Source organism: Methylobacterium phyllostachyos, from assembly GCF_900103445.1.
Classification (GTDB): Bacteria; Pseudomonadota; Alphaproteobacteria; order Rhizobiales; family Beijerinckiaceae; genus Methylobacterium; species Methylobacterium phyllostachyos.
Window position 1 is genome coordinate 123,336 of the sequence record NZ_FNHS01000001.1, and the last position, 22,707, is coordinate 146,042.

General features: G+C 68.6%; 19 protein-coding genes. 6 read left to right on the forward strand and 13 right to left on the reverse strand.

All coding sequences use genetic code 11. From position 1 onward, the window contains the following. From BLQ49_RS00560 to BLQ49_RS00600, 9 genes are all read right to left on the reverse strand, one after another. Positions 1 to 666, reverse strand: coding sequence for an LptA/OstA family protein (locus BLQ49_RS00560; RefSeq protein WP_091712443.1), 666 nt, complete (start codon positions 664 to 666; stop codon positions 1 to 3). Next, positions 663 to 1,406 carry an LPS export ABC transporter periplasmic protein LptC gene (gene lptC, locus BLQ49_RS00565; protein WP_091712445.1) on the reverse strand — a complete coding sequence of 248 codons (744 nt, stop codon included), beginning with the start codon at positions 1,404 to 1,406 and terminating at the stop codon, positions 663 to 665. Before lptC ends, BLQ49_RS00560 begins: the two co-directional genes overlap by 4 nt. A gap of 209 nt (positions 1,407 to 1,615) precedes the next feature. Then, positions 1,616 to 3,448 (reverse strand): molecular chaperone HtpG, encoded by a 1,833-nt coding sequence (htpG, locus tag BLQ49_RS00570; protein WP_091712447.1) that lies wholly within the window; start codon positions 3,446 to 3,448, stop codon positions 1,616 to 1,618. 111 nt (positions 3,449 to 3,559) lie between these two features. Continuing rightward, entirely contained in the window at positions 3,560 to 5,548 is a 1,989-nt protein-coding gene (locus tag BLQ49_RS00575; protein WP_091712449.1) for a potassium transporter Kup, read from the reverse strand. A 161-nt stretch (positions 5,549 to 5,709) separates the two neighbouring features. Next, on the reverse strand, positions 5,710 to 6,582 hold the full coding sequence (nadC, locus tag BLQ49_RS00580; protein WP_091712451.1) for a carboxylating nicotinate-nucleotide diphosphorylase: 873 nt from the start codon (positions 6,580 to 6,582) through the stop codon (positions 5,710 to 5,712). Beyond that, positions 6,579 to 8,102 (reverse strand): L-aspartate oxidase, encoded by a 1,524-nt coding sequence (locus BLQ49_RS00585; protein WP_091712452.1) that lies wholly within the window; start codon positions 8,100 to 8,102, stop codon positions 6,579 to 6,581. The genes nadC and BLQ49_RS00585 overlap by 4 nt, the downstream gene beginning before the upstream one ends. Beyond that, positions 8,099 to 9,115, reverse strand: coding sequence for a quinolinate synthase NadA (nadA, locus tag BLQ49_RS00590; protein ID WP_091713065.1), 1,017 nt, complete (start codon positions 9,113 to 9,115; stop codon positions 8,099 to 8,101). Before nadA ends, BLQ49_RS00585 begins: the two co-directional genes overlap by 4 nt. 138 nt (positions 9,116 to 9,253) lie before the next feature. Continuing rightward, positions 9,254 to 10,078: an aldo/keto reductase gene (locus BLQ49_RS00595; RefSeq protein WP_091712455.1), complete on the reverse strand. Its 825-nt coding sequence runs from the start codon at positions 10,076 to 10,078 to the stop codon at positions 9,254 to 9,256. A gap of 129 nt (positions 10,079 to 10,207) precedes the next feature. Beyond that, positions 10,208 to 11,038, reverse strand: a complete 831-nt coding sequence (locus BLQ49_RS00600) for a TolB family protein (protein WP_091712457.1) — start codon at positions 11,036 to 11,038, stop codon at positions 10,208 to 10,210. Between the two features lie 371 nt (positions 11,039 to 11,409). On the opposite strand from BLQ49_RS00600, the gene paoA reads away from it, so the two are divergent. The 4 genes from paoA to BLQ49_RS00620 all read left to right on the forward strand — a co-directional run bounded on the left by paoA (position 11,410) and on the right by BLQ49_RS00620 (position 16,944). Next, on the forward strand, positions 11,410 to 12,060 hold the full coding sequence (paoA, locus tag BLQ49_RS00605) for an aldehyde dehydrogenase iron-sulfur subunit PaoA (RefSeq protein ID WP_091712458.1): 651 nt from the start codon (positions 11,410 to 11,412) through the stop codon (positions 12,058 to 12,060). Positions 12,061 to 12,070: 10 nt separating this feature from the next. Next, a complete protein-coding gene (locus BLQ49_RS00610) occupies positions 12,071 to 13,045 on the forward strand; it encodes an FAD binding domain-containing protein (protein ID WP_091712460.1) in 975 nt (324 codons plus the stop codon). Between the two features lie 21 nt (positions 13,046 to 13,066). Further along, positions 13,067 to 15,289 carry a xanthine dehydrogenase family protein molybdopterin-binding subunit gene (locus BLQ49_RS00615; protein ID WP_091712462.1) on the forward strand — a complete coding sequence of 741 codons (2,223 nt, stop codon included), beginning with the start codon at positions 13,067 to 13,069 and terminating at the stop codon, positions 15,287 to 15,289. Between the two features lie 107 nt (positions 15,290 to 15,396). Then, positions 15,397 to 16,944 carry a class I adenylate-forming enzyme family protein gene (locus tag BLQ49_RS00620; RefSeq protein WP_091712463.1) on the forward strand — a complete coding sequence of 516 codons (1,548 nt, stop codon included), beginning with the start codon at positions 15,397 to 15,399 and terminating at the stop codon, positions 16,942 to 16,944. A gap of 15 nt (positions 16,945 to 16,959) precedes the next feature. Here BLQ49_RS00620 and BLQ49_RS00625 read toward each other — a convergent pair whose 3' ends face one another. Both BLQ49_RS00625 and mgtE read right to left on the reverse strand, forming a co-directional pair. After that, positions 16,960 to 18,180 carry an aspartyl protease family protein gene (locus tag BLQ49_RS00625; protein WP_167627593.1) on the reverse strand — a complete coding sequence of 407 codons (1,221 nt, stop codon included), beginning with the start codon at positions 18,178 to 18,180 and terminating at the stop codon, positions 16,960 to 16,962. Between the two features lie 211 nt (positions 18,181 to 18,391). Beyond that, positions 18,392 to 19,804 carry a magnesium transporter gene (mgtE, locus tag BLQ49_RS00630; protein ID WP_425283957.1) on the reverse strand — a complete coding sequence of 471 codons (1,413 nt, stop codon included), beginning with the start codon at positions 19,802 to 19,804 and terminating at the stop codon, positions 18,392 to 18,394. A 378-nt stretch (positions 19,805 to 20,182) separates the two neighbouring features. Here mgtE and pqqA (BLQ49_RS00635) point away from each other — a divergent pair, with 378 nt between their 5' ends. Then, positions 20,183 to 20,272 carry a pyrroloquinoline quinone precursor peptide PqqA gene (gene pqqA, locus BLQ49_RS00635; RefSeq protein ID WP_091712468.1) on the forward strand — a complete coding sequence of 30 codons (90 nt, stop codon included), beginning with the start codon at positions 20,183 to 20,185 and terminating at the stop codon, positions 20,270 to 20,272. Between the two features lie 80 nt (positions 20,273 to 20,352). Continuing rightward, positions 20,353 to 20,442, forward strand: a complete 90-nt coding sequence (gene pqqA, locus BLQ49_RS00640; protein ID WP_091712468.1) for a pyrroloquinoline quinone precursor peptide PqqA — start codon at positions 20,353 to 20,355, stop codon at positions 20,440 to 20,442. Between the two features lie 206 nt (positions 20,443 to 20,648). Here the strand turns inward: pqqA (BLQ49_RS00640) and BLQ49_RS00645 are convergent, their stop codons facing one another. Further along, the gene (locus tag BLQ49_RS00645) at positions 20,649 to 21,896 is read right to left on the reverse strand and encodes a NupC/NupG family nucleoside CNT transporter (RefSeq protein WP_091712470.1); all 1,248 of its coding nucleotides are present in this window, start codon (positions 21,894 to 21,896) and stop codon (positions 20,649 to 20,651) included. Between the two features lie 57 nt (positions 21,897 to 21,953). Beyond that, complete coding sequence (locus BLQ49_RS00650) at positions 21,954 to 22,544, reverse strand: TetR/AcrR family transcriptional regulator (protein WP_244507376.1); 591 nt, start codon at positions 22,542 to 22,544, stop codon at positions 21,954 to 21,956. Positions 22,545 to 22,707 lie beyond the last annotated feature (163 nt).

Below are 22,707 nucleotides of genomic sequence, written 5' to 3' on the forward strand. Positions count from 1 at the left end.
TCAATCGACCTGCGCCTTGGGCTTGGGCGGCGGCTGCGTGCAGCCCTTCGCCTTGCCGTCCTTGGCGTCGGCCTTCTCGCCCGGCACGAACAGGGCCGAGACCCGGCCGCCCGCCACCGGGTCCATGTTGGCCCGGCCGGTATTCATGTCGTAGACCAGCCGCTGGCCGCGGGTGACGTTCTGGCACTGGCTCAGCACGACGTTGCCGGTGAGCACGATGCGCTTGGCATCCTGATCGAACACCGCGTGATCGCCGGTGGCGACCTGATCCTTCTGCACCACCGTCACCGGGCCGGCGCAATCGACCTTCTGGATGCCGTTCTCGGCCGGGTTGCGCGGGGCTGCAGCCTCGGTGCCCTCGTCCTTGACCGCGCCCTTGGCATCCTTCCCAGGCGAGTCCTTTCCGCGCTTGTAATAGACCGTCATCGTCGAGCACCGAATGGTGCTGTCGCCCTGAACCGCCACCACGTTGCCGGCGAAGATCGCCTTGTTCTCCCGGTCGAACACGTCGAGCCGGTCAGCGTCGATCTTGATCGGATCTTTGCCGCTGCCGCCGATATTGCCGAAGGGCGAATCCTTCCGGGCCGCCGGCTTCTCGGCGCGGGCGGGGGCTGCGAGCAGCAGGCAGGCCGCCAGGGCAGTGGCTGCAATGCGGGCAGCACTCATCGCGAACCGTCCGAAGGCTGCGCGTCCGAGGTCTGGATGCGCAGGGCCGATGTTTCGGCGGGACCGTCGTGCGGCCTGTCGCCATGATCCTCGTTGACGATGACCACGTGGACGTTGCCGACGAAGGAGATGCGCTTGCCGCTTTCGACCACGTCGAGGGTATCGGCGTTCACGGTCGCGCGGGGGCTCGTGACCGCTACGGGCTCCTGCGACGTGATCGCGCCGGTCTTGAAGGTCACGGCCGCCGAGCGCAGCCGCGCCTCCTCGCCCTTGTCGGTCCAGATCCGGATGTCCGTCTTGAGGTCGAGGGCCTCTCGGGCGGTGTCGAACAGGCCCGACGCCGCCGACAAGCGGGCGATGCCGCCCTGATCATCGGTAGCGATGTGACCGCGCATCTGCTGCAGCTCGATCAGGCTCGGCTTACGCACGTCCTGCAAGGCGGCATCGGCCGTCACCTCGTAGCCGCGGGTGCCCTGGCGGAAGCCGGCAAGCCGCGGGTTCTCCATGCGGACCTTGGACCCCGCCAGCGTCACTTGGCCGACCGAGACACCCGGGAGCTTGGCCGCGAAGGGATTGAACAGGTAGGCGAGCAGAAGTGCGACCGAGCCACCGGCCGCCACCGGAATCAGCCGGCGCATCGTGCGTACGCGGCCACTGTGGCGGTAGGCCCGGGCATGCGCCCGGGTCCGCGCTGCCGCGACCGCCTGTCTGGTGCCCGCTTCCGCCTCGACCGGGTTCATGCAGCGTCCGTGAGGCGCGGCAGGCCGCGCGCGAAAGGGATCGGATCAGACGCCTGCGGCCCCCACCGCGCCCGCGCCAGCGACCGGGCAATGCTCCCGGCCAGTGGCGAAGTTATGGCTTCAGCTTTTCCAAATGATCAACCGGACTGGTAATCGTACCACCGGGATGTGTGTGAAGACACACCTCCCGGTGGTACGTCTTGGGTAGCCTACCCGCTGTGCGCGGCCGCAAGGGCTGCCGCCACTGTCCGGGCGAAGGCTGCCGGGTCCCGCGGGCTGTCGCCGTCCTGGATGCGGGCGAGGTCGAGCAGGGTGCCGGCCGCCTGCGGCACCTCCGATTCGGGCGCCGCGGCGAGCGCGCGAATCAGCGGGTGGCGCGGGTTGATCTCCAGAACCGGCTGCCCGGCGCCGGCCCGTCCGGCCCGGCGCATCAGCCGCTGCATCTGCAGATCGGGTCCGCCGGTGCCGGCCGAGAGCACCACCGCCGAATCGACCAGCCGGTCGGTTGTGCGCACATCCGAAACCTCAGACCCGAGCGCCGTCTTCACGGCGGCGACGAAAGCGTCGATGCCCTCCGGCGCCTCGGGCTGCTCACCTTCCAGCGCGAACTTCGAGAGGTCGAGCCCACCCTTGGTGATCGAGCGGAGCGGCTTCTCCTCGAAGGTGCCGAGCTGATCGGGCCAGAAGGCATCGACGTGATCGGAGAGGAGCAGCACCTCCAGGCCCCGGACCTTGAAGCCTTCGAGCTGCGGCGAGGATTTCAGCGCCTCGGCGTCGTCGGCGACGAGGTAGTAGATCGCCTCCTGGCCGTCCTTCATGCGCGACACGTAATCGGGCAGCGAAGTCCAGCCCTCGACCGCGGAGGAGCGGAAGCGCAGCAGCGGTGCGATCTCACCCCGGCGCTCAAAATCCTCGTAGATGCCTTCCTTCAGGACGGGGCCGAAATTCTCCCAGAACGACTGGTAGGCCTCGGCATCCTTGGCGCGCGTGGCAAGCTCGGAAACGACGCGGCCCGTGACAGCCCGGCGGATCCGCGCCAGCGCCGGGGTCGATTGCAGCATCTCGCGGGAGACGTTGAGCGGCAGGTCCTCGGTATCGACCACACCCTGGACGAAGCGCAGCCACGGCGGCAGCAACTCGGCCTCGTCCGTGATGAACATCCGGCGGACATGCAGGCGGACCTTGCTCTGCCGCTCGTTGTCGAGGGCCTGGAACGGCTTCGAGCCCGGGATGAACAGCAGCGCGGAGAATTCGAGCTGCCCCTCGGCGCGCCAGTGCAGCGTCGCCCAGGGCTTGTCGAAGTTCATGCCGATCGAGCGGTAGAATTCCTCATACTGCTCCTCGGTGACCTCGGACTTCGCCTTGCGCCAAAGCGCGGTGCCCTGGTTGGCCGATTCATCCTTGCCGTCGCGCACGACCGCAATCGGCACGGTGATGAAATCGGCCCATTTCCGCACGAGGTGATCGAGGCGATAGGGCTCCAGATACTCGTCGGCATCCTCCTTGAGGTGGAGCACGATGTCGGTGCCGGGCTCGGACCGCGTCGCGGGCTCCAGCGTGTAGCTGCCCTGCCCCTCCGAGGCCCAGGTCCAGGCCTCGTCGCTGCCGGCGCGGCGCGAGGTGACGGTGACCCGGTCGGCCACCATGAAGGCCGAGTAGAAGCCGACGCCGAATTGGCCGATCAGGCTCGGGCGATCCTCGGCCTTGGCGGATTCGAGCGTCTGCGAGAAGGCCCGCGTGCCGGAGCGCGCGATGGTGCCGAGGTTGGTGGCGAGATCCTCCTTGGTCATGCCGATGCCGGCATCCGATACGGTGAGGGTCCGCGCCTCCTTGTCGGGGGCAATGCGGACCTTGGCGTCCGGCGGCAGAGCGCTCGCCGCCGAGGTCAGGGCCTCGAACCGTCGCCGGTCCATGGCGTCGGCGGCGTTGGCGACGAGTTCGCGCAGGAAGATCTCGCGGTCGGAGTAGAGCGCGTGCACGACGAGGTCGAGGAGGCGTCCCACCTCCGCCCCGAATTCGTGCCGCTCGATCGTCTCGCTCACGGGTGATGCCTCCGCTGTGGGGGAAAATTCGCGGTCGCGATATGCTGGCGAACGCGGCGGTTTTCAATGCGGAGGGCGGGTGGTTTCGGCGCCTGCTGTGCCGCCGTTGCTTCAGATCTCGATCTCGGTGCCCACCTCCACGATCTGCCGGGTCGGCAGGCCGAAATGGGCGCCCGTGCGCTCAGCGTTGCGCTTCATGAAGGCGAACAGGCCCTCCCGCCACGGCGCCATGCCGGGATGGGTCGGCGACGGGATCACCACCTCGTGGCCGACGAAGTAGGTCATGTCCTCCAGGTATTCCGGCGGCAGCAGGCCGCTCGCCACCGCGCATTGCAGCCCCTCGGGGATCGAGGCGGTCTGCATGAAGCCGTAGCGCAGGACGACGCGCTCCATGCCGGGTGTGTATTTCGAGATGGCCTTGCGGATCCCCTGTGCCACCAGGGTCACCTGCGCCCGCTCGCTCGCCGGGATGATGGGCTCCTCCTCGTAGAGCACGGTGATCAGCAGGATCCGCTCGTGCAGGCAGCGGCTGCGCTCCAGCAGGCGGCCGAGCGCCATCGGGATGCCCTCGGTGGCGGCGGTCAGGAAGGCTGCGGTGCCAGGCAGCGTCACGGGCGGGTGGGTGGCGAGCTGGCTGAGGAAGGTTGCCTCGGACATCCGCATGGTCTGCCGGACGGATTCGAGGACGTGGTTGCCCTTCATCCAGGTCAGCATCAGGAACGCGACTGCGCCGGCGAGCAGCAGCGGAAACCAGCCGCCTTCGAGCAGCTTCACGCTGTTGGCGGCGAAGAAGACGGCGTCAATGCCGAGGAAGAAGCCGTTCACCGCGAAGACCAGGATCGGGTTATAGCCCCAGCGGAGCGCGATGAGCGCGGCGAGCAGGGTGGTGATGCCCATCAGTGCCGAGACCGCGATACCGTAGGCCCCGGCGAGCGCATCGGAGGAGCCGAACACCACGACCGCGGTGAGCGTCGCGCCGGCGAGCAGCCAGTTCACCGCCGGCACGTAGATCTGGCCGCGCTCATCCTGATCGGTGTGCACCACCCGCATCATCGGCATGAAGCCGAGCTGGATCGATTGCTGGGTCAGCGAATAGACCCCCGAAATGACCGCTTGCGAGGCGATGACGGTGGCCATCGTGGCCAAAGCCACCAGCGGATAATGCGCCCAGTCCGGCGCCAGGAGATAGAACGGGTTCTCGATCGCGGCCGGATTCGCGATGATCAGCGCGCCCTGTCCGCAATAGTGGATGAGGAGTGCCGGCAGCACGAGGGCGAACCACGCGATCCGGATCGCCGGGGCGCCGAAATGGCCGAGATCGGCATACATCGCCTCGCCGCCCGTCACCGCCAGGAACGCCGCCCCGAGCATCAGGAAGCTGACGTGCCAGCCGGCATGGAGCAGGAAATCCACCGCCCGCCAGGGATTGACCGCCGCCAGGATCTCGGGCGTGCGCAGGATGCTGGGGATCGCGAGCAGCACCAGAACCCCGAACCAGACCAGCATCACAGGTCCGAACACGCGGCCGATGGCGGCGACGCCCTTGTGCTGGACGAGGAACAGCCCGACCAGGATCACGATCGTGATCGGCACAACGTACGGCCCGAGCGCGGGCGCATCGACCTTCAGGCCCTCGATCGCCGAGAGCACCGAGATCGCTGGCGTGATCGCCCCGTCGCCGTAGAGCAAGGCTGCGCCCACCAACCCGACCACCAGTAACAGCGCCTTCCACGAGCCGGGCCGTGCCTGCCGTGCGCCGAGCAGCGCCAGCATGGCCACGATGCCGCCCTCGCCGCGGTTGTCGGCCCGCAGGATCAGCACCGCGTATTTGAGCGACACGATTAGGATCAGCGACCACAGGATCAGCGAGACCGCGCCGGTCGCGGCCGCCGGCACCGAGGCGCCACCGCTGGTGGCGGCCTTCACGGCTTCCTTGAACGCGTAGAGCGGGCTCGTGCCGATGTCGCCGTACACCACCCCCAGCGCGCCGAGCATCAGCGCCGCGCCGGGGCCGTGCCGGACCGCCCCGGGCTTGCGCGGCACGCGCGCCACCGGAAGACCGACCGCCGGGGCAGCCGCGGAATGCAGGGCTTGGCTCACGGGCTGGTCCAGTCGATGGCGTCGCGTTTCACGAAACCATAGCGCGTCGGTTGCGCCGCGATAGACGCCGATCAACTCCGCGGCGACCACGCCAAAGACTTGTCACCCGAACGTGATGACACTGGCGTGTCCGCCCCGATCGACCTCCCGAAGGCGGCCGATCAGGCGGCGTCGAGGCCCAAATCGATGATCGCCGCCGAGTGGGTAATCCAGCCGCAGGAGATCAGGTCGACGCCCGAGGCCGCCACCGCCCCCACGGTCTCGCGAGTGATCCGGCCCGAGGCCTCGGAGAGGGCGCGACCGTCGATCATGGCCACCGCGCGGGCGAGCTGGTCGGGGCTCATATTGTCGAGGAGCACGGCATCGACTCCGATCGACAGGGCCTCCTCAAGCTGCTCCAGGCTGTCGACCTCGCACTCGATCTTGACGAGGTGTCCGGCTCGGGCGCGGGCCCGCTCGATTGCCGGCACGATGCCGCCGGCCACCGCCACGTGGTTGTCCTTGATCAGCACGGCGTCGTCGAGGCCAAAGCGGTGGTTCGAGCCGCCGCCGGCGCGGACCGCGTGCTTCTCCAGGGCGCGCAGGCCAGGCGTGGTCTTGCGGGTGCAGACGATCGAGGCCTTGCCGTGCGGACGCGCCGCCTCGACCAGGCCGTGGGTGGCGGTGGCCACGCCCGACATCCGGCAGAGCAGGTTCAGCGCCACACGCTCGGCGGTGAGGATCGCTCGGGCCGGCCCTTCGAGGCGCAGCACCACGTCGCCCGGTGCCACGCGCGCCCCGTCCCCGCGCTCGACCGTGACGGTCACGGTGGGATCGACCAGCGCGAACGCGATGGCCGCGGCATCGGTGCCGGAAATGACGCCGTCCTGGCGCGAGGCGATCACGCCGCGCATCCGCTCGCCCGGGGGCACGATGGCGTCGGTGGTGATGTCGCCCGCCCGGCCGAGATCCTCCAGCAGGGCGGCGCGGACCACCGGCTCCACCAGGAGGTGCGGCAGGGGAAGGATCTCTTCGGAGAGGACCGATCGGGTCATGGCGTCAGCGCTTTCTCGGCGGACGGGATTGCCTGAGGTGAGGCGGTCAGTTCGGCCAGCGTGGTCTCGGTGTGCCTGGACGAGGCAAGGTGGGGGAAGTCGCTGCGCCAGTGGGCGCCGCGGCTCTCGTGGCGGGCGAGCGCGCCGCGGGCGATGAGCAGGGCCACCAGGGCGGCGTCGCAGGTTTCCGCCTTCGGCTCCAGTTCGGCCACGGCCTCGGCGAGCCCGGCGGCGTCGCGCACGACGCCGACCTTGCTCTCCATCAGCGCCCGCAGCGCCGGCAGGTCGCTGCCGGGGCGCAGGGTCACGGCCTCGGGCACGATGGCGGCGGGCGGCGGCGCGTCGAGCCCGTCGGCGATGAAGCGGGCATAGGCCAAGCCCTCCAGCAGGGAGTTGCTGGCCAGCCGGTTCGCGCCATGCAGCCCCGTCGAGGAAACCTCGCCGCACGCGTAAAGGCCCGGCACCGAGGTGGCGCCGTGCCGGTCCACCTTGACGCCGCCCATGTGGTAGTGCGCCGCCGGGCGGACCGGGATCGGCTGCACCGCCGGGTCGATGCCGGCGGCGGCGCAGAGTCCCGCCACCGTCGGGAAGCGCGTCGGCATCGCGGCGCCCAGCGCCCCCCGTACGTCGAGGTAGACTGTGCGGCCGCGCTGAAGCGCCTGGAAGATGCCCCGGGCGACCACGTCGCGCGGCGCGAGATCGCCGCCCGCGATGCCGGCCATCACGGCGGCGCCGGTCTCGTCGATCAGGCGGGCACCCTCCCCGCGCAGGGCCTCGGTGGCGAGCGGCATCGGATCGGCGCCGGCCGCGATGGCGGTCGGGTGGAACTGCACGAACTCCATGTCGCGCATCACCGCGCCGGCCCGGGCGGCGAGGGCCAGCCCGCGGCCGACGGCGCCCGGCGGGTTGGTGGTTGCCGCATAGAGCGCCCCGACGCCGCCGGTGGCGAGCACCGCCGCACGGGCAGGGATGCGGAACAGGGCGCCGTCGCGTTCGGCGACGATGCCGGCCACGGCCCCGTTCGTATCACGCAGCAGATCGCACGCACGTGCCGTGACGATCTCGACGGAGGGCGCCCCCAGCACCGCCCGAACCAGCCCTTCGAGAACGCGGGCGCCGGTCGCGTCACCGCCGGAGCGGACGATGCGGCGGCGGCCATGCGCGGCCTCGAGCCCGAGGGCCAGCGCGCCGTCGTCGGTCCGATCGAACGGCACGCCGATCCGCACCAGCCAGTCGATGAGCGCCGGACCTTCCTGGGCGACGCGGAGCGCGACGTCGGGCTCGGTCAGCCCGGCGCCGGCGGCTTCCGTATCGGCGGCGTGAAATTCCGCCGCGTCGTCGGCGCCCATTGCGGCGGCGATGCCGCCCTGGGCCCAGCCGGTGGCGGTCCCGAGGCCGAGCGCGGAGGCGGTGACCAGCGTCACCGGACGGGGAGCGAGGCGCAGCGCGACGCTCAGGCCCGCGACGCCGCCGCCGACCACGACAACGCGGTCGGCATTGTTGGGGGAGATGGCGTTCATCGCGTGCGCACCTGAAGCATGCGTTCCACCGCCGCCCGGGCGCGGTCGGCGAGCGCCGGATCGACGGTGACCTCGTGGGTCATCGTCTCGAGCGAGCGGCGGATGTTGCGAAGGCTCATCCGCTTCATGTGCGGGCACATGTTGCAGGGCTTGATGAACTCGATATCCGGGTTCTGCGCCGCGATGTTGTCGGCCATCGAGCATTCGGTGACGAGCACCACCTGCTTCGGCCGCTTCTCGACGACGAAGTCCATCATCATGGCAGTGGAGCCGGAGAAATCCGACTCGGCGACCACGTCCGGCGGGCATTCGGGGTGCGCGATGACGGTGACGCCGGGATAGCTGTCTCGGACGTCGCGGATATCGGCCGGGGTGAAGCGCTCGTGCACCTCGCAGTGGCCGGCCCAGGTCAGGATCTCGACCTCCGGTATCTCCGCCTGGACGTTCTGCGCCAGGAACTCGTCCGGGATCATCAGCACCCGGGGGGCGTTCAGCGACTTCACCACCGCGACGGCATTGCCGGAGGTGCAGCACAGGTCGGACTCGGCCTTCACGGCGGCCGAGGTGTTCACGTAGGTGACGATCGGAACGCCGGGGTACTTGGCGCGCAAGCCGCGCACATCCGCGGCGGTGATCGAATCGGCCAGCGAGCAGCCCGCGCCCATGTCGGGGATCAGCACGGTCTTGGCCGGGTTCAGCAGCTTGGCCGTCTCGGCCATGAAGTGGACGCCCGCCAGCACGATCACGTCGGCATCGACGGTTACCGCCTCGCGCGCCAACGCCAAGCTGTCGCCGACGATGTCCGCCACCGTGTGGAAGATCTCCGGCGCTTGGTAGTTGTGCGCCAGGATCACCGCGTTGCGCTCCCGCTTCAGGCGCAGGATCGCCTCGATATCCGGAGCGAGCGCTGGCCACTCGATCGCCGGAACGTGCCGGCTGACGCGGGCGTAGAGATCCGGAAGCGGCAGGCCCGGGATGGGTGCGCGGGAGACGGGTGCAACGGTCGCCGCCATGGCGTCCTCCATTATGCTCAGTTTGAGCATTGTGCCGCCTAACTTATGGGGGCTGGGGACGCCTGTCTAGATATGCTAGCTCTGAGCATAAATGTTTTGCGGCGCGGTGTCATGGTGCGCCGCCGAAGGGGGAATAGGTCAGCAGAAGGTTGCCGGGTCGGGCCCGATGCGGCCATCGGGCCGGTCAAGGGCGGCGATCCGATCCATCTCCTGGGGCGTGAGTTCGAAGTCGAACAGCGCGATATTCTCGACGATGCGCTCGGGCCGCGCTGTCTTCGGGATCGCCACGCAGCCGATCTGCAGCTGCCAGCGTAGGATCACCTGCGCGGCGGTCTTTCTGTGCGTCTTCGCGATCGCGAGAATGGCCGGGTCGTTCAGCTCCTTGCCCTGGCCGAGCGGGCTCCACGCCTCGGTCACGATCCCGTGACGCCTGTCGTCTTCCCGCGGCGCCTTGCGCTGGAAATGCGGGTGCAGCTCGATCTGGTTCACGGCCGGGGTGACGCCGGTCTCCGCCACCAGCGTGGCGATGTGCTCGGGCGTGAAGTTCGAGACGCCGATCGACTTCGCGCGCCCTTCCTTCTGCAGCTCGATCAGGGTCTTCCAAGTCTCGACGAACAGGCGCCGCTGCGGACACGGCCAGTGGATCAGATAGAGATCGACGTAAGGCAGGCCGAGGCGCGTCAGGCTCTCGTCGAAGGCGCGCCGCGCTACGTCCCTGCCCTGGCGGTCATTCCAGAGCTTGGTGGTGAGGAAAATGTCGTCCCGCGAAACCTGCGCGTCGCGGACCGCGCGGCCCACGCCGGCCTCGTTGCCGTAGGCTGCGGCGGTGTCGATCAGGCGGTAGCCGGCTTGGAGCGCTTTGCCGACGAGGTCGGGCGCCTGCGAATCAGAGAGCTGCCAGCAGCCATAGCCAAGCTGCGGGATACGGCGCCCGTCATTGAGGGCGAGAGTCGGGACTGCCATGCGGAAACGCTCCGGGGACAAACATCGACCGCCTCACCATGCGAAGAGCGCAGCCGTCGAACAAGTGCGGACGGCGCACGCCGGATCCCGTCAGCGCGTGAAACGCCGCGTCGCGGGTCGACCGCCTGTTCAGGGCGCCGGAAAATAGCGGACATACGCGAAGGCCGAACCGTCCGGCGCCCAGTTGGGCGAGTTCATTGTGCCCTGGCCGCCGAACAGCGCGAACAGGGTTTCGACATGGCGCCCGTCCGGATCCATCAGCCGGACGCGGACAGGGTGATCCCGCGGATGGTCGATCACGGTGGCATCGTAGGACAGGAAGATCACCGCCCGTCCATTGGGTGAGGGATGCGGAAACCAGTCGCTGTCTCCAGTTGCTGTCACGCGCTCGGCTGCGCCACCCTCGGCCGGAACGCGCCAGATCTGCATCTGCCCACTGCGACTGGAGTTGAAATAGATCCACCGTCCATCGGCCGAATAATCCGGCCCATCGTTTCGGCCTTCCCCCTGCGTGAGTCGCGTCTCAATGCCGCCCTCCACGCCGATCGTATAGATGTCGAACACGTCGTTGCGGATGCCGCAATAAGTGAGCTGACCGCCGTCGGGTGACCAGCCGTGCCAGTAGCTTGGCAGCTTGTCGGTGACGCGCCGGGGTGTCCCGCCCGCGACCGGAAGCACGTAGATCGCCGTCTTGCCGAACTCGACCTTGTCGGAGATCGCCATGAGGGTTCCGTCGGGCGAGAACCCATGATCATTGTTGCAGCGCGTAGCGAAACCGGTCTCGATCGGCACGGGCAGCGGTTCGCCCATCAGATCGAGTCGATACATCCGCCCCTCGCTGTTCAAAACGAGGAACTGACCGCATGGAGACCAGTTCGGTGCCTCGAACAGTGCTGTACTCTGCCAGACTACGCGCACTGTGCGACTGTTGAGGTTATAGGTCTCGATCGAACTGCGCATGGTCACTCCTGAGCTCTGCTTCTCTACATCCTTTCCGGAAGCGTCACGCCTGCTTCGACCATCACGGCTTGATAAAAAATTCTTACGGTCTCGTCGGCCATCGGGGTTTGATCTGCCAGAACGGCGGCCCGAACTTCTGCCCGCCTGCGTCTGATCCGGAAGCTGGGTGACGGCCCGCGAAGATCGGCTGCACGTAACAGGCGCAACGCCGAGCCCTTCGCTATGCCCCCGGGGCGGCACAGCGCGATCAAGCCGACCCGCGCCCAACGGGCGCAGTCTGGACCGGATCTAATCCGCCGAGCCCGGCGTTGGCACGCTGGATACCAGGCTGCGCCGCGCCGTGTCGCGCTGCGCCCCGGCGGGATAGCAGCATGACCGACGAGACCTCGAATTCGCCGTTCGCCCTGACGCGGCGGGCCATCGTGGAAGGCGCCGCCGCGGCCGGCGCGATGGGCGTCCTGGGCTTGCGGCCCGCAGCCGCCTCAGCGGCGCCGGGCGATCCCGCCCCGCAGACAATGCCGGTGCGGCTCACGATCAATGGCCAGCCGCACGACCTCGTCCTCGACACCCGCACCACGCTGCTCGATGCGCTCCGCGAGCACTTGGCCCTCACCGGCACCAAGAAGGGCTGCGATCACGGCCAGTGCGGTGCCTGCACGGTGCTGGTCGATGGCCGTCGCATCAATTCCTGCCTGACGCTGGCGGCGATGCATGAGGGCGATCAAGTCACGACCATTGAGGGCCTGGCCGACGGCGACAAGCTGCACCCGATGCAGGCCGCCTTCCTCGAGCATGACGGCTTCCAGTGCGGCTACTGCACGCCGGGCCAGATCTGCTCGTCGGTCGGCATGCTGAGCGAGGCCAAGGCCGGCTGGCCGAGCCACGTCACCGAGGATGTCGCTGCAACGCCGCCGCTCAGCGATGCCGAGATCCGCGAGCGGATGAGCGGCAACATCTGCCGCTGCAGTGCCTATCCCAACATCGTCGCGGCGATCCGCGACACCGCCGCCAGCAACCTCTGAGGGGCCGGACATGAAGGCCTTCACGTACGAGCGTCCCACAACCGTGCAGGACGCCGCCAAGCTCGCGGCCGAGCGGCCTAACGCCAAGTTCATCGCCGGCGGCACGAATCTGCTCGACCTGATGAAGCTTCAGATCGAGACGCCGACGACCCTGATCGACGTCAACCGGCTGCCGCTGGACAAGATCGAGGCCACGCTGGACGAGGGACTGCGCATCGGCGCCCTGGTGCGCAATTCCGACCTCGCCGCCGATCCGCGGGTCCGGAAGGATTACGCCGTGCTGGCCAAGGCGCTGCTCGCCGGCGCCTCAGGGCAACTCCGCAACAAGGCGACCACCGCCGGCAACCTGCTCCAGCGGACACGCTGTTACTACTTCTATGACACAGCCATGCCCTGCAATAAGCGCGAGCCCGGCTCCGGCTGCTCGGCGATCGGCGGGTTCAACCGCATCATGGCGGTGGTCGGGGCGAGCGAGGCTTGCATCGCCACCAACCCGTCCGACATGGCAGTCGCCATGCGGGCCCTCGACGCCACGGTCGAGACCATGAACCCGGATGGCCAAGCGCGAACGATCCCGATCGCCGATTTCCACAAGCTGCCCGGCGACACGCCGCAGATCGAAACCGCGTTGCGTAAGGGCGAGATCATCACTGCGGTGACGCTGCCGAAGCCCGTGGCTGGCACGCACATCTACCGCAAGGTCCGCGACCGCGCCTCCTACGCCTTCGCGACGGTATCGGTCGCCGCCGTGATCGCCGGCGCGGAGGGTGGCAAACCGCAGGCCGCGCGCCTCGCCTTCGGCGGGCTGGCGCACAAGCCGTGGCGGGTGGCCGAGGCCGAGACGGCTCTGGTCCAGACCGGCTCGGCGGATGCCGCCGCCGACGCGGTGCTCAAGGGCGCCCGCGGCTACGGCAGCAACGACTTCAAGATCCCGCTGACCCGACGGACCCTCCGCGCCGTCGTGGCGCAGGCAACCCGCGCTTAAATTCCGGCAAGGACCGTTCCCATGGAGATGAACCAGCCGATTGGCCGGACGCCCCTCGACGACCGTCCCGACGGCCTCGTCGGAAAGCCGCTCAGCCGGGTCGAGGGCAAGCTCAAGGTCACGGGCCACGCGCCCTACGCCTACGAGACCCATGCCCTGAAGAACCCGGCCTACGGCTTCATCGTACCGGCGACGATCGCCGCCGGTACGATCCGGTCGATCGACGCGGAGGCTGCCCGCAAGGCGCCGGGCACGATCCTGGTCCTGACCCATGAGAACGTGCCCGAGCAGGGCGAGAAGAAGGAGCAGGTCTGGCCGCAACTCCAGGGTACGGAGGTGAAGTTCTACGGGCAGCCCGTCGCCTTCGTGGTCGCCGAGACCTTCGAGGAGGCCCGCGCCGCCGCCATGCTGGTGAAGGTCCGGTACGACGCGGCCAAGCCCAAGGGGCTGCTCAAGGGCAACGTCGCGGCAGCCTACGAGCCGAAGCCGGTCAACTCGCCGCCCGATTCCAAACTCGGCAACTTTGATGCCGCCTTCGCGGCCGCTCCCGTGAAGCTCGATGTGGAATACGTCACCCCGAACCAGATCCACGCCCAGATGGAGCCGCACGCCACCATCGCGACCTGGGAAAACGACGGGCCGGTGCTCTACACCGCCAACCAGATGCCGAACCGCGGCCAGAAGGCCCTGGGTTCCGTGCTCAAGCTGGCGCCCGAGAAGGTGCGGCTCGTCAGCGCCTATATCGGCGGCGGCTTCGGCTCGAAGCTTCAGGTCCAGCCGGAGGCGACGCTCGCCGTGCTGGCTTCCAAGCTGATCCAGCGGCCCGTGAAGGTCGCTCTGACCCGCCAGCAGGAATTCCACGTCGCGACCCACCGCACCGATACGATCCAGAAGATTCGCCTCGGCGCCGATCAGGATGGGCGGCTCTCGGCGATCAGCCACGAATCGTGGTCGGATACCGCTGAGGGCGACGGCTTCTTCGAGACCTCCGCCAACGTCACGCGTTCGCTCTACGCGGCGCCAAACCGGATCACGCGGCACCGGCTCGTGAACCTGAACATGCCGATCGCCTCCTCGATGCGCGCGCCCGGCGAGGCAGTGGGCCAGCTCGCCTTCGAATGCGCCATGGACGAGCTCGCCGAGCAGCTGAAGATCGATCCGATCGAATTGCGGGTGCGCAACGAGCCTGCCGAAGACCCCGAGAAGAAGGTGCCGTTCTCCACGCGCCAGCTCGTGCCCTGCATGCGTGAAGGTGCGCGCCTGTTCGGATGGGACAAGCGGCAGGCGACGGCGAGCCGCCGCGAGGGCAACTGGCTCGTCGGCATGGGCATGTCGGCGGCTGCCCGCCTCAACCCACTGATGCCATCCTCCGCCAAGGTCAGGCTCGGGCCGGACGGCATCTTGGTCGTGAAGATGGCCATGACCGATCCCGGCACCGGCACCTACACGATCCTCACCCAGATCGCCGGCGAGATGATGGGCCTGCCGCCCGAGCGCGTGCGGGTCGAGATGGGCGACACCGACTTCCCGTTCGCCTCGGGCTCGGGCGGCTCCTTCGGCGCCGCATCGGCGGGCTCGGCGCTCTACGTGGCCTGCGACAACCTCAGGCAGGCCCTGCTGAAGGCCGGCGACCTCAATCCGGACGGCGCCACGTTCCGCGATGGCGCGGTCACCTCGGGTAACCGCACAGAGTCGCTGACCGATCTCGCCAGATCGGGGCTGGAGGCTTCGGGCGAGATCAAGCCGGGCGAGATGAAGCAGAAATATTCGCAATACTCCTACGGCGCCCACTTCGCCGAGGTCGGCGTCGATGTGGATACCGGCGAGATTCGGCTGCGGCGGATGCTCGGCGTCTTCACCGGCGGCCGGATCCTCAACGCCAAGACGGCCCGCAGCCAGGCGATCGGCGGCATGACCTTCGGAGTCGGTGCGGCGCTGATGGAGGATGCCGTGGTCGATCCGCGCTACAGCTACTTCGTCAACCACGATCTCGCCGAGTACCACGTGCCGGTCCACGCCGACATTCCGGAGATCGATGCGGTGTTCCTGCCGGAACTCGACGACAAGACGAACCCGCTGAAGAGCAAGGGCCTCGGCGAGCTCGGCATCTGCGGCGCGGGGGCGTCGCTGGCGAACGCGATCTACAACGCCACCGGGATCCGCGTGCGCGAATACCCGCTGACCCTCGACAAGATGCTCAAGGGTTTCGAGGAGCAGGAGGGACAGGCGCAGCGTCGGACCTGAGCGCGATGCCGCTGCGCACTGCGGTGCGCAGGGATCTCCATGCCAGGTTGACGCAGCCGCGCGCAGACGGGACACCGGGCGAAAAGTCCGAATGCGGGGAGCGCCCGGTGCCCGATAACCTGTCCGACGACCGCCACCCGCCCGCGCGCTTTAACGCCGCCCGATATTGTCTCGCCGAGAACGCGCGCCTTCGCCCCGACAAGATCGCCCTGGTGATGGTCGGGGATGGAGCCGCCACGCGCCTCACCTTCGGTGCAGTCGAGCGGGCGGTGCGCGGTATCGGGGCGGGCCTGCTCGGCCTCGGCCTGAAGGCCGGTGACCGGGTGATGATCCGGATGGGCAACGAGGCCGACTACGTCCTCGTCTATTTCGGCGCCCTGGCAGCCGGCCTCGTCGCCCTGCCCTCCTCGCCGCAATTGACCGAGGGCGAGGCGGCGTTCCTCATGGAAAATTCCGGCGCCGCGGCGGTGGTCGTCGGCAGCGGATGTGTGGTCGCGCCTGAGGCCCTTGGCGCCCGCTTACTCCTCGACGCGGCTTCCATCGCCGGGATGAAGGCGGGACCACCCCTGGCCGATTACGCCGACACCGCCGCCGACGACCCGGCGATGCTGATCTACACCTCCGGCACGACAAGCCGGCCGAAGGGCGTGCTCCACGCCCACCGTGCCGCCTATGGCCGCCGGCCCATGCTCGCCCATTGGCTCGGGCTCACCGAGTCCGACGTGATGCTGCATGCCGGCACCATGAACTGGACCTACACGCTGGGCGTGGGTCTGAGCGACCCATGGTCGGTGGGCGCCACCGCGGTGCTCTATAACGGGCCGCGCGATCCCGCCGTGTGGCCGCGCCTGATCGCGGCGTACGGCGCCACGCTCTTCGCAGCCGTCCCGACGCTGTATCGACAGATCCTGAAATACGGCGACCTCACCGCCCACAACCTGTCGAGCCTGCGCCACGGCTGCACGGCGGGCGAACCGCTCCCGATCGCGTTGCTCGACGCCTGGACCCGGGCCACCGGCAAGCCCCTCTACGAGGCGCTCGGGATGAGCGAGATCTCCACCTACGTCTCCAGCGGGCCCACGATCCCGGTGCGCCCCGGCTCGCCCGGCAAGCCGCAGCCGGGCCGCCGCGTAGCGATCCTGCCGGTCGAGGGTGAGGCGGTCCCCCTGCCGGCGGGCGCGGCGGGCCTCCTGGCCGTCCACCGCTCCGAGCCCGCACTGATGCTCGGCTACTGGAACCGGCCGGGGGAGGAGGCCGAGGTGATGCGCGGCGACTGGTTCGTCGGCGGCGACCTCGCCCGGCTCGATGCGGACGGCTATCTCTGGTTCGAGGGCCGCAACAACGACCTGATGAAGGCCATGGGCTACCGGGTCTCGCCCAACGAGGTCGAGGTGGTGCTGGCCGCCCACCCCTCCGTGGCGGAGGTCGGCGTCGCGGAGCTGCCCGTGCGCGCCGACGTGTCGGTCATCTGCGGCTTCGTGGTGCTCCAGCCCGGCGCCGAACCCGACGCGCAAGCGCTGCTCGCGTGGTGTGGCGACCGGCTCGCCGCCTACAAGCGCCCCCGGGAGATCCGCTTCCTCGACGCCCTGCCGCGGACCGCCAACGGCAAGGTGCAGCGGAAGCGGCTGGCCGAAGCGGTGGAGTCCTGCGGCTGAGGCCGCCACCGGACCTCAGTAGAAATCCTGCGCGACGAGCACGCGTTCGGTACCGTCGCAGAGCCGGAAGGTCAGCTTCGTTCCGGGGGGCTTGCTACTCCACGGATAGGCGGAGCTGCCCGCCGCCCGTTCCGTCACGGCTGCGCCGTCGACGGCGCAGATACGGTCACCGGCCTGCCATCCGGCGGAAGCGGCCGGACTGTTGGCCATCACATGGTGGACCACGACGCCACGGCCGTCCCAGAGCATCTGCAACCCGATGGTGGAGCGCACCAGGGGCGTTGGGGCGCGGTCGGCCCCGGCATAGAGGAGGGCGCCGGCCGGGACGTCCAGGACGGCGTGAAGCCGCCGCAGGAGCCCGAGACCGATCATGCCGTCGAACCCCTCCGGCGGCACGTCGCCCGGGCCGCTGATCTGCACCGGAACCTCCGACACCTCGACCGCGCCGAATTTCAGCCGGCTCGGGATGACGAGGGTCGCCACCGCCACACCATTGACCCCCTGTGTCGCCAGCGACGTGCGCCGCCCTTGCTTCAGGGGCTCGATCGTCTCCGCGGCGGCCACCGTGAGCCACAGCCCATCCATCAAGCCGGTGTCGATCCCCAATCGGAGCGGTCGAGTCCCGATCGGGATCGTGACGACGGCGTAGGCCCCGCTCTCGGACCGGTGCAGGGGCGCCGTCGCCGCCTTCGGCCACTGGATCCCGCTCGGCCACATCCGCCAGCCGTGATCGGCGAGGTCGAGCTCAAGGGCGCCGCTGCCGAGGACATCGAGGCCGAGCACCATATCGATCGGGTGTTCGCCCGCGGTCTGCAGCCGCGCGAGGTCAACGATGGCCGTCGGCAGCCGCTTGATCGCGTAGGACGGGAACGTGAGATCGATCGTCGGACCCGGGTAGGCCGAGGCTGGACCGCCGACCCCGACCACCGGGATGGCTTGTGCATTCGCTTCCACCTTGGCGCCCAGCGTCTCGGCGAACCGGCGATCGAGCGCCGTGAAGGTCGCACCGGTATCCGCCATGGCGTCGATGGTCCGGCCGGCCACCACGGCCTTGAAGCGCAGGACGCGATCGCTGTCGGCCGTCCAGGCGATCCAGGCGGGCTGCCCCGTCTCCGGCGCAGGGTGATAGGAGACCTGCCCGTCCGGCGGCGGATCCTCCGCCAGGGCGGCACCGATCGGGATCAGTCCGGCCCAGACGGCCCATGCCAAGCTCAGCTTGCGAACGCGGCGTTGCATCGACGGATCTCTACGGCTTTCGTCGCGTCCTCCGCGAGACATCGCGGACAACGCGGGATCCGCCTAATCAGACTTGCAGTCGCAAGCCAATGCCGCGGGCGGCAAGATCGCTGGAGGAGAGTCGGTTTCAACCGAGAAACCTGCGGCCATCCTTGCCAAATCCGCTCCGAACCTCGCTCCCTGCTTGCGTCGTATCCAGGGGCGCGGCGTTCTACAGCAGCGTCCCGCGCAGGATCAGCAGCGCCACCGAGAAGTAGATGACGAGCCCGGTGACATCGACCAGCGTCGCCACGAACGGGGCCGAGGCGGTCGCCGGATCGAAGCCGATCCGCTGGAGCAGGAACGGCAGCATCGAGCCCGACAAGGAGCCGAACGTGACGATCCCGACCAGCGCCGCACCCACGGTGGCGGCGACCAGCGGCCAGTGCTCGCCGTAATCGTAGAAGCCGAGCTTCTGCCAGACGACGATGCGGATCACAGCGATCACCCCGAGGATCGTGCCGAGCACGATGCCGGTGGGCAATTCCCGCAACGCCACCCGCCACCAGTCGCGTAGGCGGATTTGGTGCAGGGCGAGCGCCCGGATCAGCAGCGAGGTCGCCTGGGATCCGGAATTGCCCCCCGAGCTCATGATCAGCGGGATGAACAGCGTCAGGACGATCGCCTTCTCCAGCTCGCCCTCGAAACCCTGCATGGCCGAGGCAGTGAGCATCTCCGAGAGGAACAGCGCGCAGAGCCAGCCGGCCCGCTTCCGGATCATCGTGAAGAAGCCGATATCCATGTAGGGCTCGGGCAGCGCCTCCATGCCGCCGAAGCGCTGCACGTCCTGCGTCTGCTTCTCGATCATCGCGTCGATCATGTCGTCGACGGTGACGATGCCGATCACGTGCCCCACCGCATCGACTACCGGAAGGGCCAGCAGGTCGTACTTGGAGATCAGCCGGGCCGCCTCCTCGCGGCTCGCCGTCGGCGAGACGGCGAGCGGGCGCCGCCCGGGCGCCACGCTCAGCACGTTGTCGTTCGGATCCCCCGAGATCAGCCGGCGCAGGGGCACCGCCTTGGTGAGCGCCCGGGTGCGCGGATCGAGCACGAAGATCGCGTAAATCGTCTCGCGGGTCTTCTCGACGTGGCGGATGTGCTCCAGCGTCTGGCCCACCGTCCAGGTGCCCGGCACGGTCACGAATTCGGTGGTCATCAGCGAGCCGACCGTCTCCTCGCCGTAGGCCGACAGCCGATCGACGGCGCCGCGGGTCTCGGCGTCGAGGCGGGAGCGCAGGTCAGAGCGGCCGGGCTCCTCGATCTCACGAAAGATGTCGGTAACCCGGTCGGCCGACATGCCGGAGAGGTAGGCGGCCACTCGGTCGCGGGGCAGCATCTCGATGATGTCAGCGGCGCAGTCGAGTTCGGGCTGATCCAAGACCTCCACGGCCCGCTCCACCGGCAGGCCGAGCAAGATCGCGGCGGCGACCTCGGGGGCCTCGTCGTTGAGCTTCTCCACGATGTCGGGCGCGCGTTCGTCCGAGAGCCGCGCGGCCAGCACGGAGGGGTCGACGCGGGTGTCGAAGGGGGCGATCTCGTTCATGGCCTCGCCTCGTCGGTTACGAGGCGACGCGGCGCCGGTCATCCTGGGTCAGGGCCGTGACCGGGCGTCGCGCCGGTCGCCCCGCGGCCAGGCCTCTCAGCGGCTCAGGCGGGATGACGGCACGGGGCCGGGCACGGCAAGCACGATCGGTCGGGCACGTCGCTTCGCGGGTCGCTGCTGAAGGGGAGCGCGGCGCCGCCGGAACGATGTCGCGCGGCTGCGTCGTGCGCCCGCGCGAAAAGTCCGTCAAGCCGTAACCGTTCCAGACCGGCATGCTTTCAGGCGGGCGGCGAACCGGGCGACCACCGGTGTCACCCCGGCGCACCAGGGGACCCTATGAGAAATATAAGTGTTGTGCTCGCTTGTATTGCGTCCAAGATATTGCCTATATACGTCTCACCAACAACGAGGAGAAACGCCATGGCCTGGACTGCCCCGATCGTGTCTGAGATCTGCGTCGGCATGGAAGTTACCAGCTACGAGTCGGCTGAGATCGACACCTTCAACTAAGACGACCCGGACCGGCGCGCCTGCGCTCCGGTCGTTGAGACCGAATCACTCGACCACCCGAAGTTCTTTAGGAGGATCACATGGCCTGGACTGCTCCGATCGTGTCCGAGATCTGCGTCGGCATGGAAGTCACCAGCTACGAGTCGGCTGAGATCGACACCTTCAACTAAGACGACGATATCTCGTTTTGGGCGCCGCTTCATCCGAAGCGGCGCTTTTCGTTTGTGTGCTGCCTATACCTGCGGAGTGGAAGCCCCAGCTTCGCGAAAGCTGACCGAGCCGACGACAAGCGTTGCATGTGCTGCAGCGGCGTTCGCTGATCCACCCACGGTATCGCGCGCCGATGAGGCGTTCCAAGAAGCCCGACCCTGCAGGTTCAGGCGACGAACAATCCTGCAATCGCCGCGCTCGTGAGGTTTGAGAGCGTGCCAGCCAGGATTGCCCGCAGCCCATAGCGCGCAACCTCTGAGCGCCGCTCTGGCGCGAGACTGCCAAAACTTGCGAGCTGAATCGCGATCGAGGCGAAGTTGGCGAAGCCGCACAATGCGAAGCAGACGATTGCCTGCGAGCGGGTGTCCAGCGTCCCGGCCTTCAGGGTCGGCGACAGGTTGGCGTAGGCCAGGAACTCGTTGAAAGCGAGCTTCTGGCCGATCGCGCCGCCCACCAGCGTGGCCTGCTCCCACGGAACGCCGAGGAGCCACGCCAAGGGGCTGAGCGCCAAGCCGAGCACACCCTCGAACGACGCGCCGGGATAGCCGATCCAGCCCCCGAGCGTGCCGAACAGGCCGTCCGCCAGGGCGATCAGCCCCACGAAGGCGATCAGCATGGCGCCGACCGAGACGGCCACCGCCAGCCCCTTCTGGGTCCCCTCGGCCGCCGCTTCGATGATGTTGACCGCCCGGGTCTCGCCGAACTCCACCCGGGTGGTTGTGATCCGGGTTGGCTCGGTCGAGGGCACGAGGATCTTCGCGTAGAGCAGACCGCCCGGAATCGCCATGACGGAGGCGGCCAGCAGATAGGTCATCGGGACGCCGAGCGCCGCGTAGCCGGCCAGGATCGAACCAGCGGTCGATGACGCCCCGCTCGACATCACGGCGAACAGTTCGGCTCCAGTCAGGATCGGCAGGAAGGGGCGCAGGGCCACCGCAATCTCACTCTGACCGATGGCGATGGTGATCACCGCGGCGAAGGACTCGATCGGCGCGGTGCCGAGGATCCGGCGCAGCCCCGCACCGAGGCTGCGGGCGAGCACCTGCATCAGTCCGAGATGGTAGAGCACCGCGATCAGCGCCGAGACGTACAGGATCTGCGGCAGCACCCGCAGCGCCAGGATAAAGCCCGAGCCGCCGAACAGCTCGAACATCTTCGGTTCGACGAGCCCTCCGAACAGAAAGGCGGTGCCGCGGTCGCCGTAGGCGAGCACGCGCACCACGACGTCGGCGGCCGCGTTCAGGGCCGCCTGTCCGGCGGGCAGGAACAGGATGAGCGCGCCGAGACCCAGCTGCAGCGCCAGCCCGGTGAGCACGACCCGTGGGCGGATCGCCTGGCGGTTGGTCGAGAACAGGATCGCGACGGCAAGCAGCAGCAGGAGGCTTAGGCCGGCGTGAGTCAGGCGATCGAGCATCGGATCCTTCGGCTTCGAGCTTGACCGAAGCCTATGGAAGGTTCGGGCCAGTACGCTTTAAGCCGGAGAGAAATCGGCCAAATACGGGATGAAGAGGTCGCGAACCTGCGCGAAGCCCCAATCGAGATCGGCTTCCGACAGCTCGGTGCCGCCCTGCAGCCGATGACTCATCCAGTGGCTCGACACGATCCAGGCATTGTCGATCAGCCGCTCGAGGGCGTCCGGGTCGATCCGGAGGCGCCCCGCCCGCATGGCTGCCTCGAACACGCCCCGGGCAAGATCCCGGGTCTGCGCCCGCAACGCGTGGACCCGCGGGCGTATCGCCGGGGCGATCTCCACCATGGTGATGCCGTCCCGATAGACGCATCGATAGCGCCAGATCAGGTCGAACCACGCCCGCTGGTAAGCAAGCAGCGCCTCCGGTGCGGCGGGATCGGCCGGCATCCGTCCGGCCACCGCGACGGCCTCCACCTCGAAACCCGCGAACATCGCTTCCACCAAGCCGCTCTTGCGCGGGAAATGGTATTGCAGATTCCCCTCCCGGATCCCCACAGCGGCGGCGATCTCCGCGGTGGTGACCCGTCCGAGGCCACGGGCATTGAACAGCGCGAGACTCACCGCGAGGATCCGCTCGCGCGTGTTCGGCACCTGCCTGACAGCCTCACCCGCCTCCTCCGGTGACCGGCGTCTTCGACTGCGTGCCATCGTTCCGCACCTTGCCTGAACCATCGTACCGGTCGGGCCGTCGCTCTAGGGTGTTCACCCTAGACAATCTGGGGGCTGGGGGCTATCCCTCGGTCAATGCCCGGAC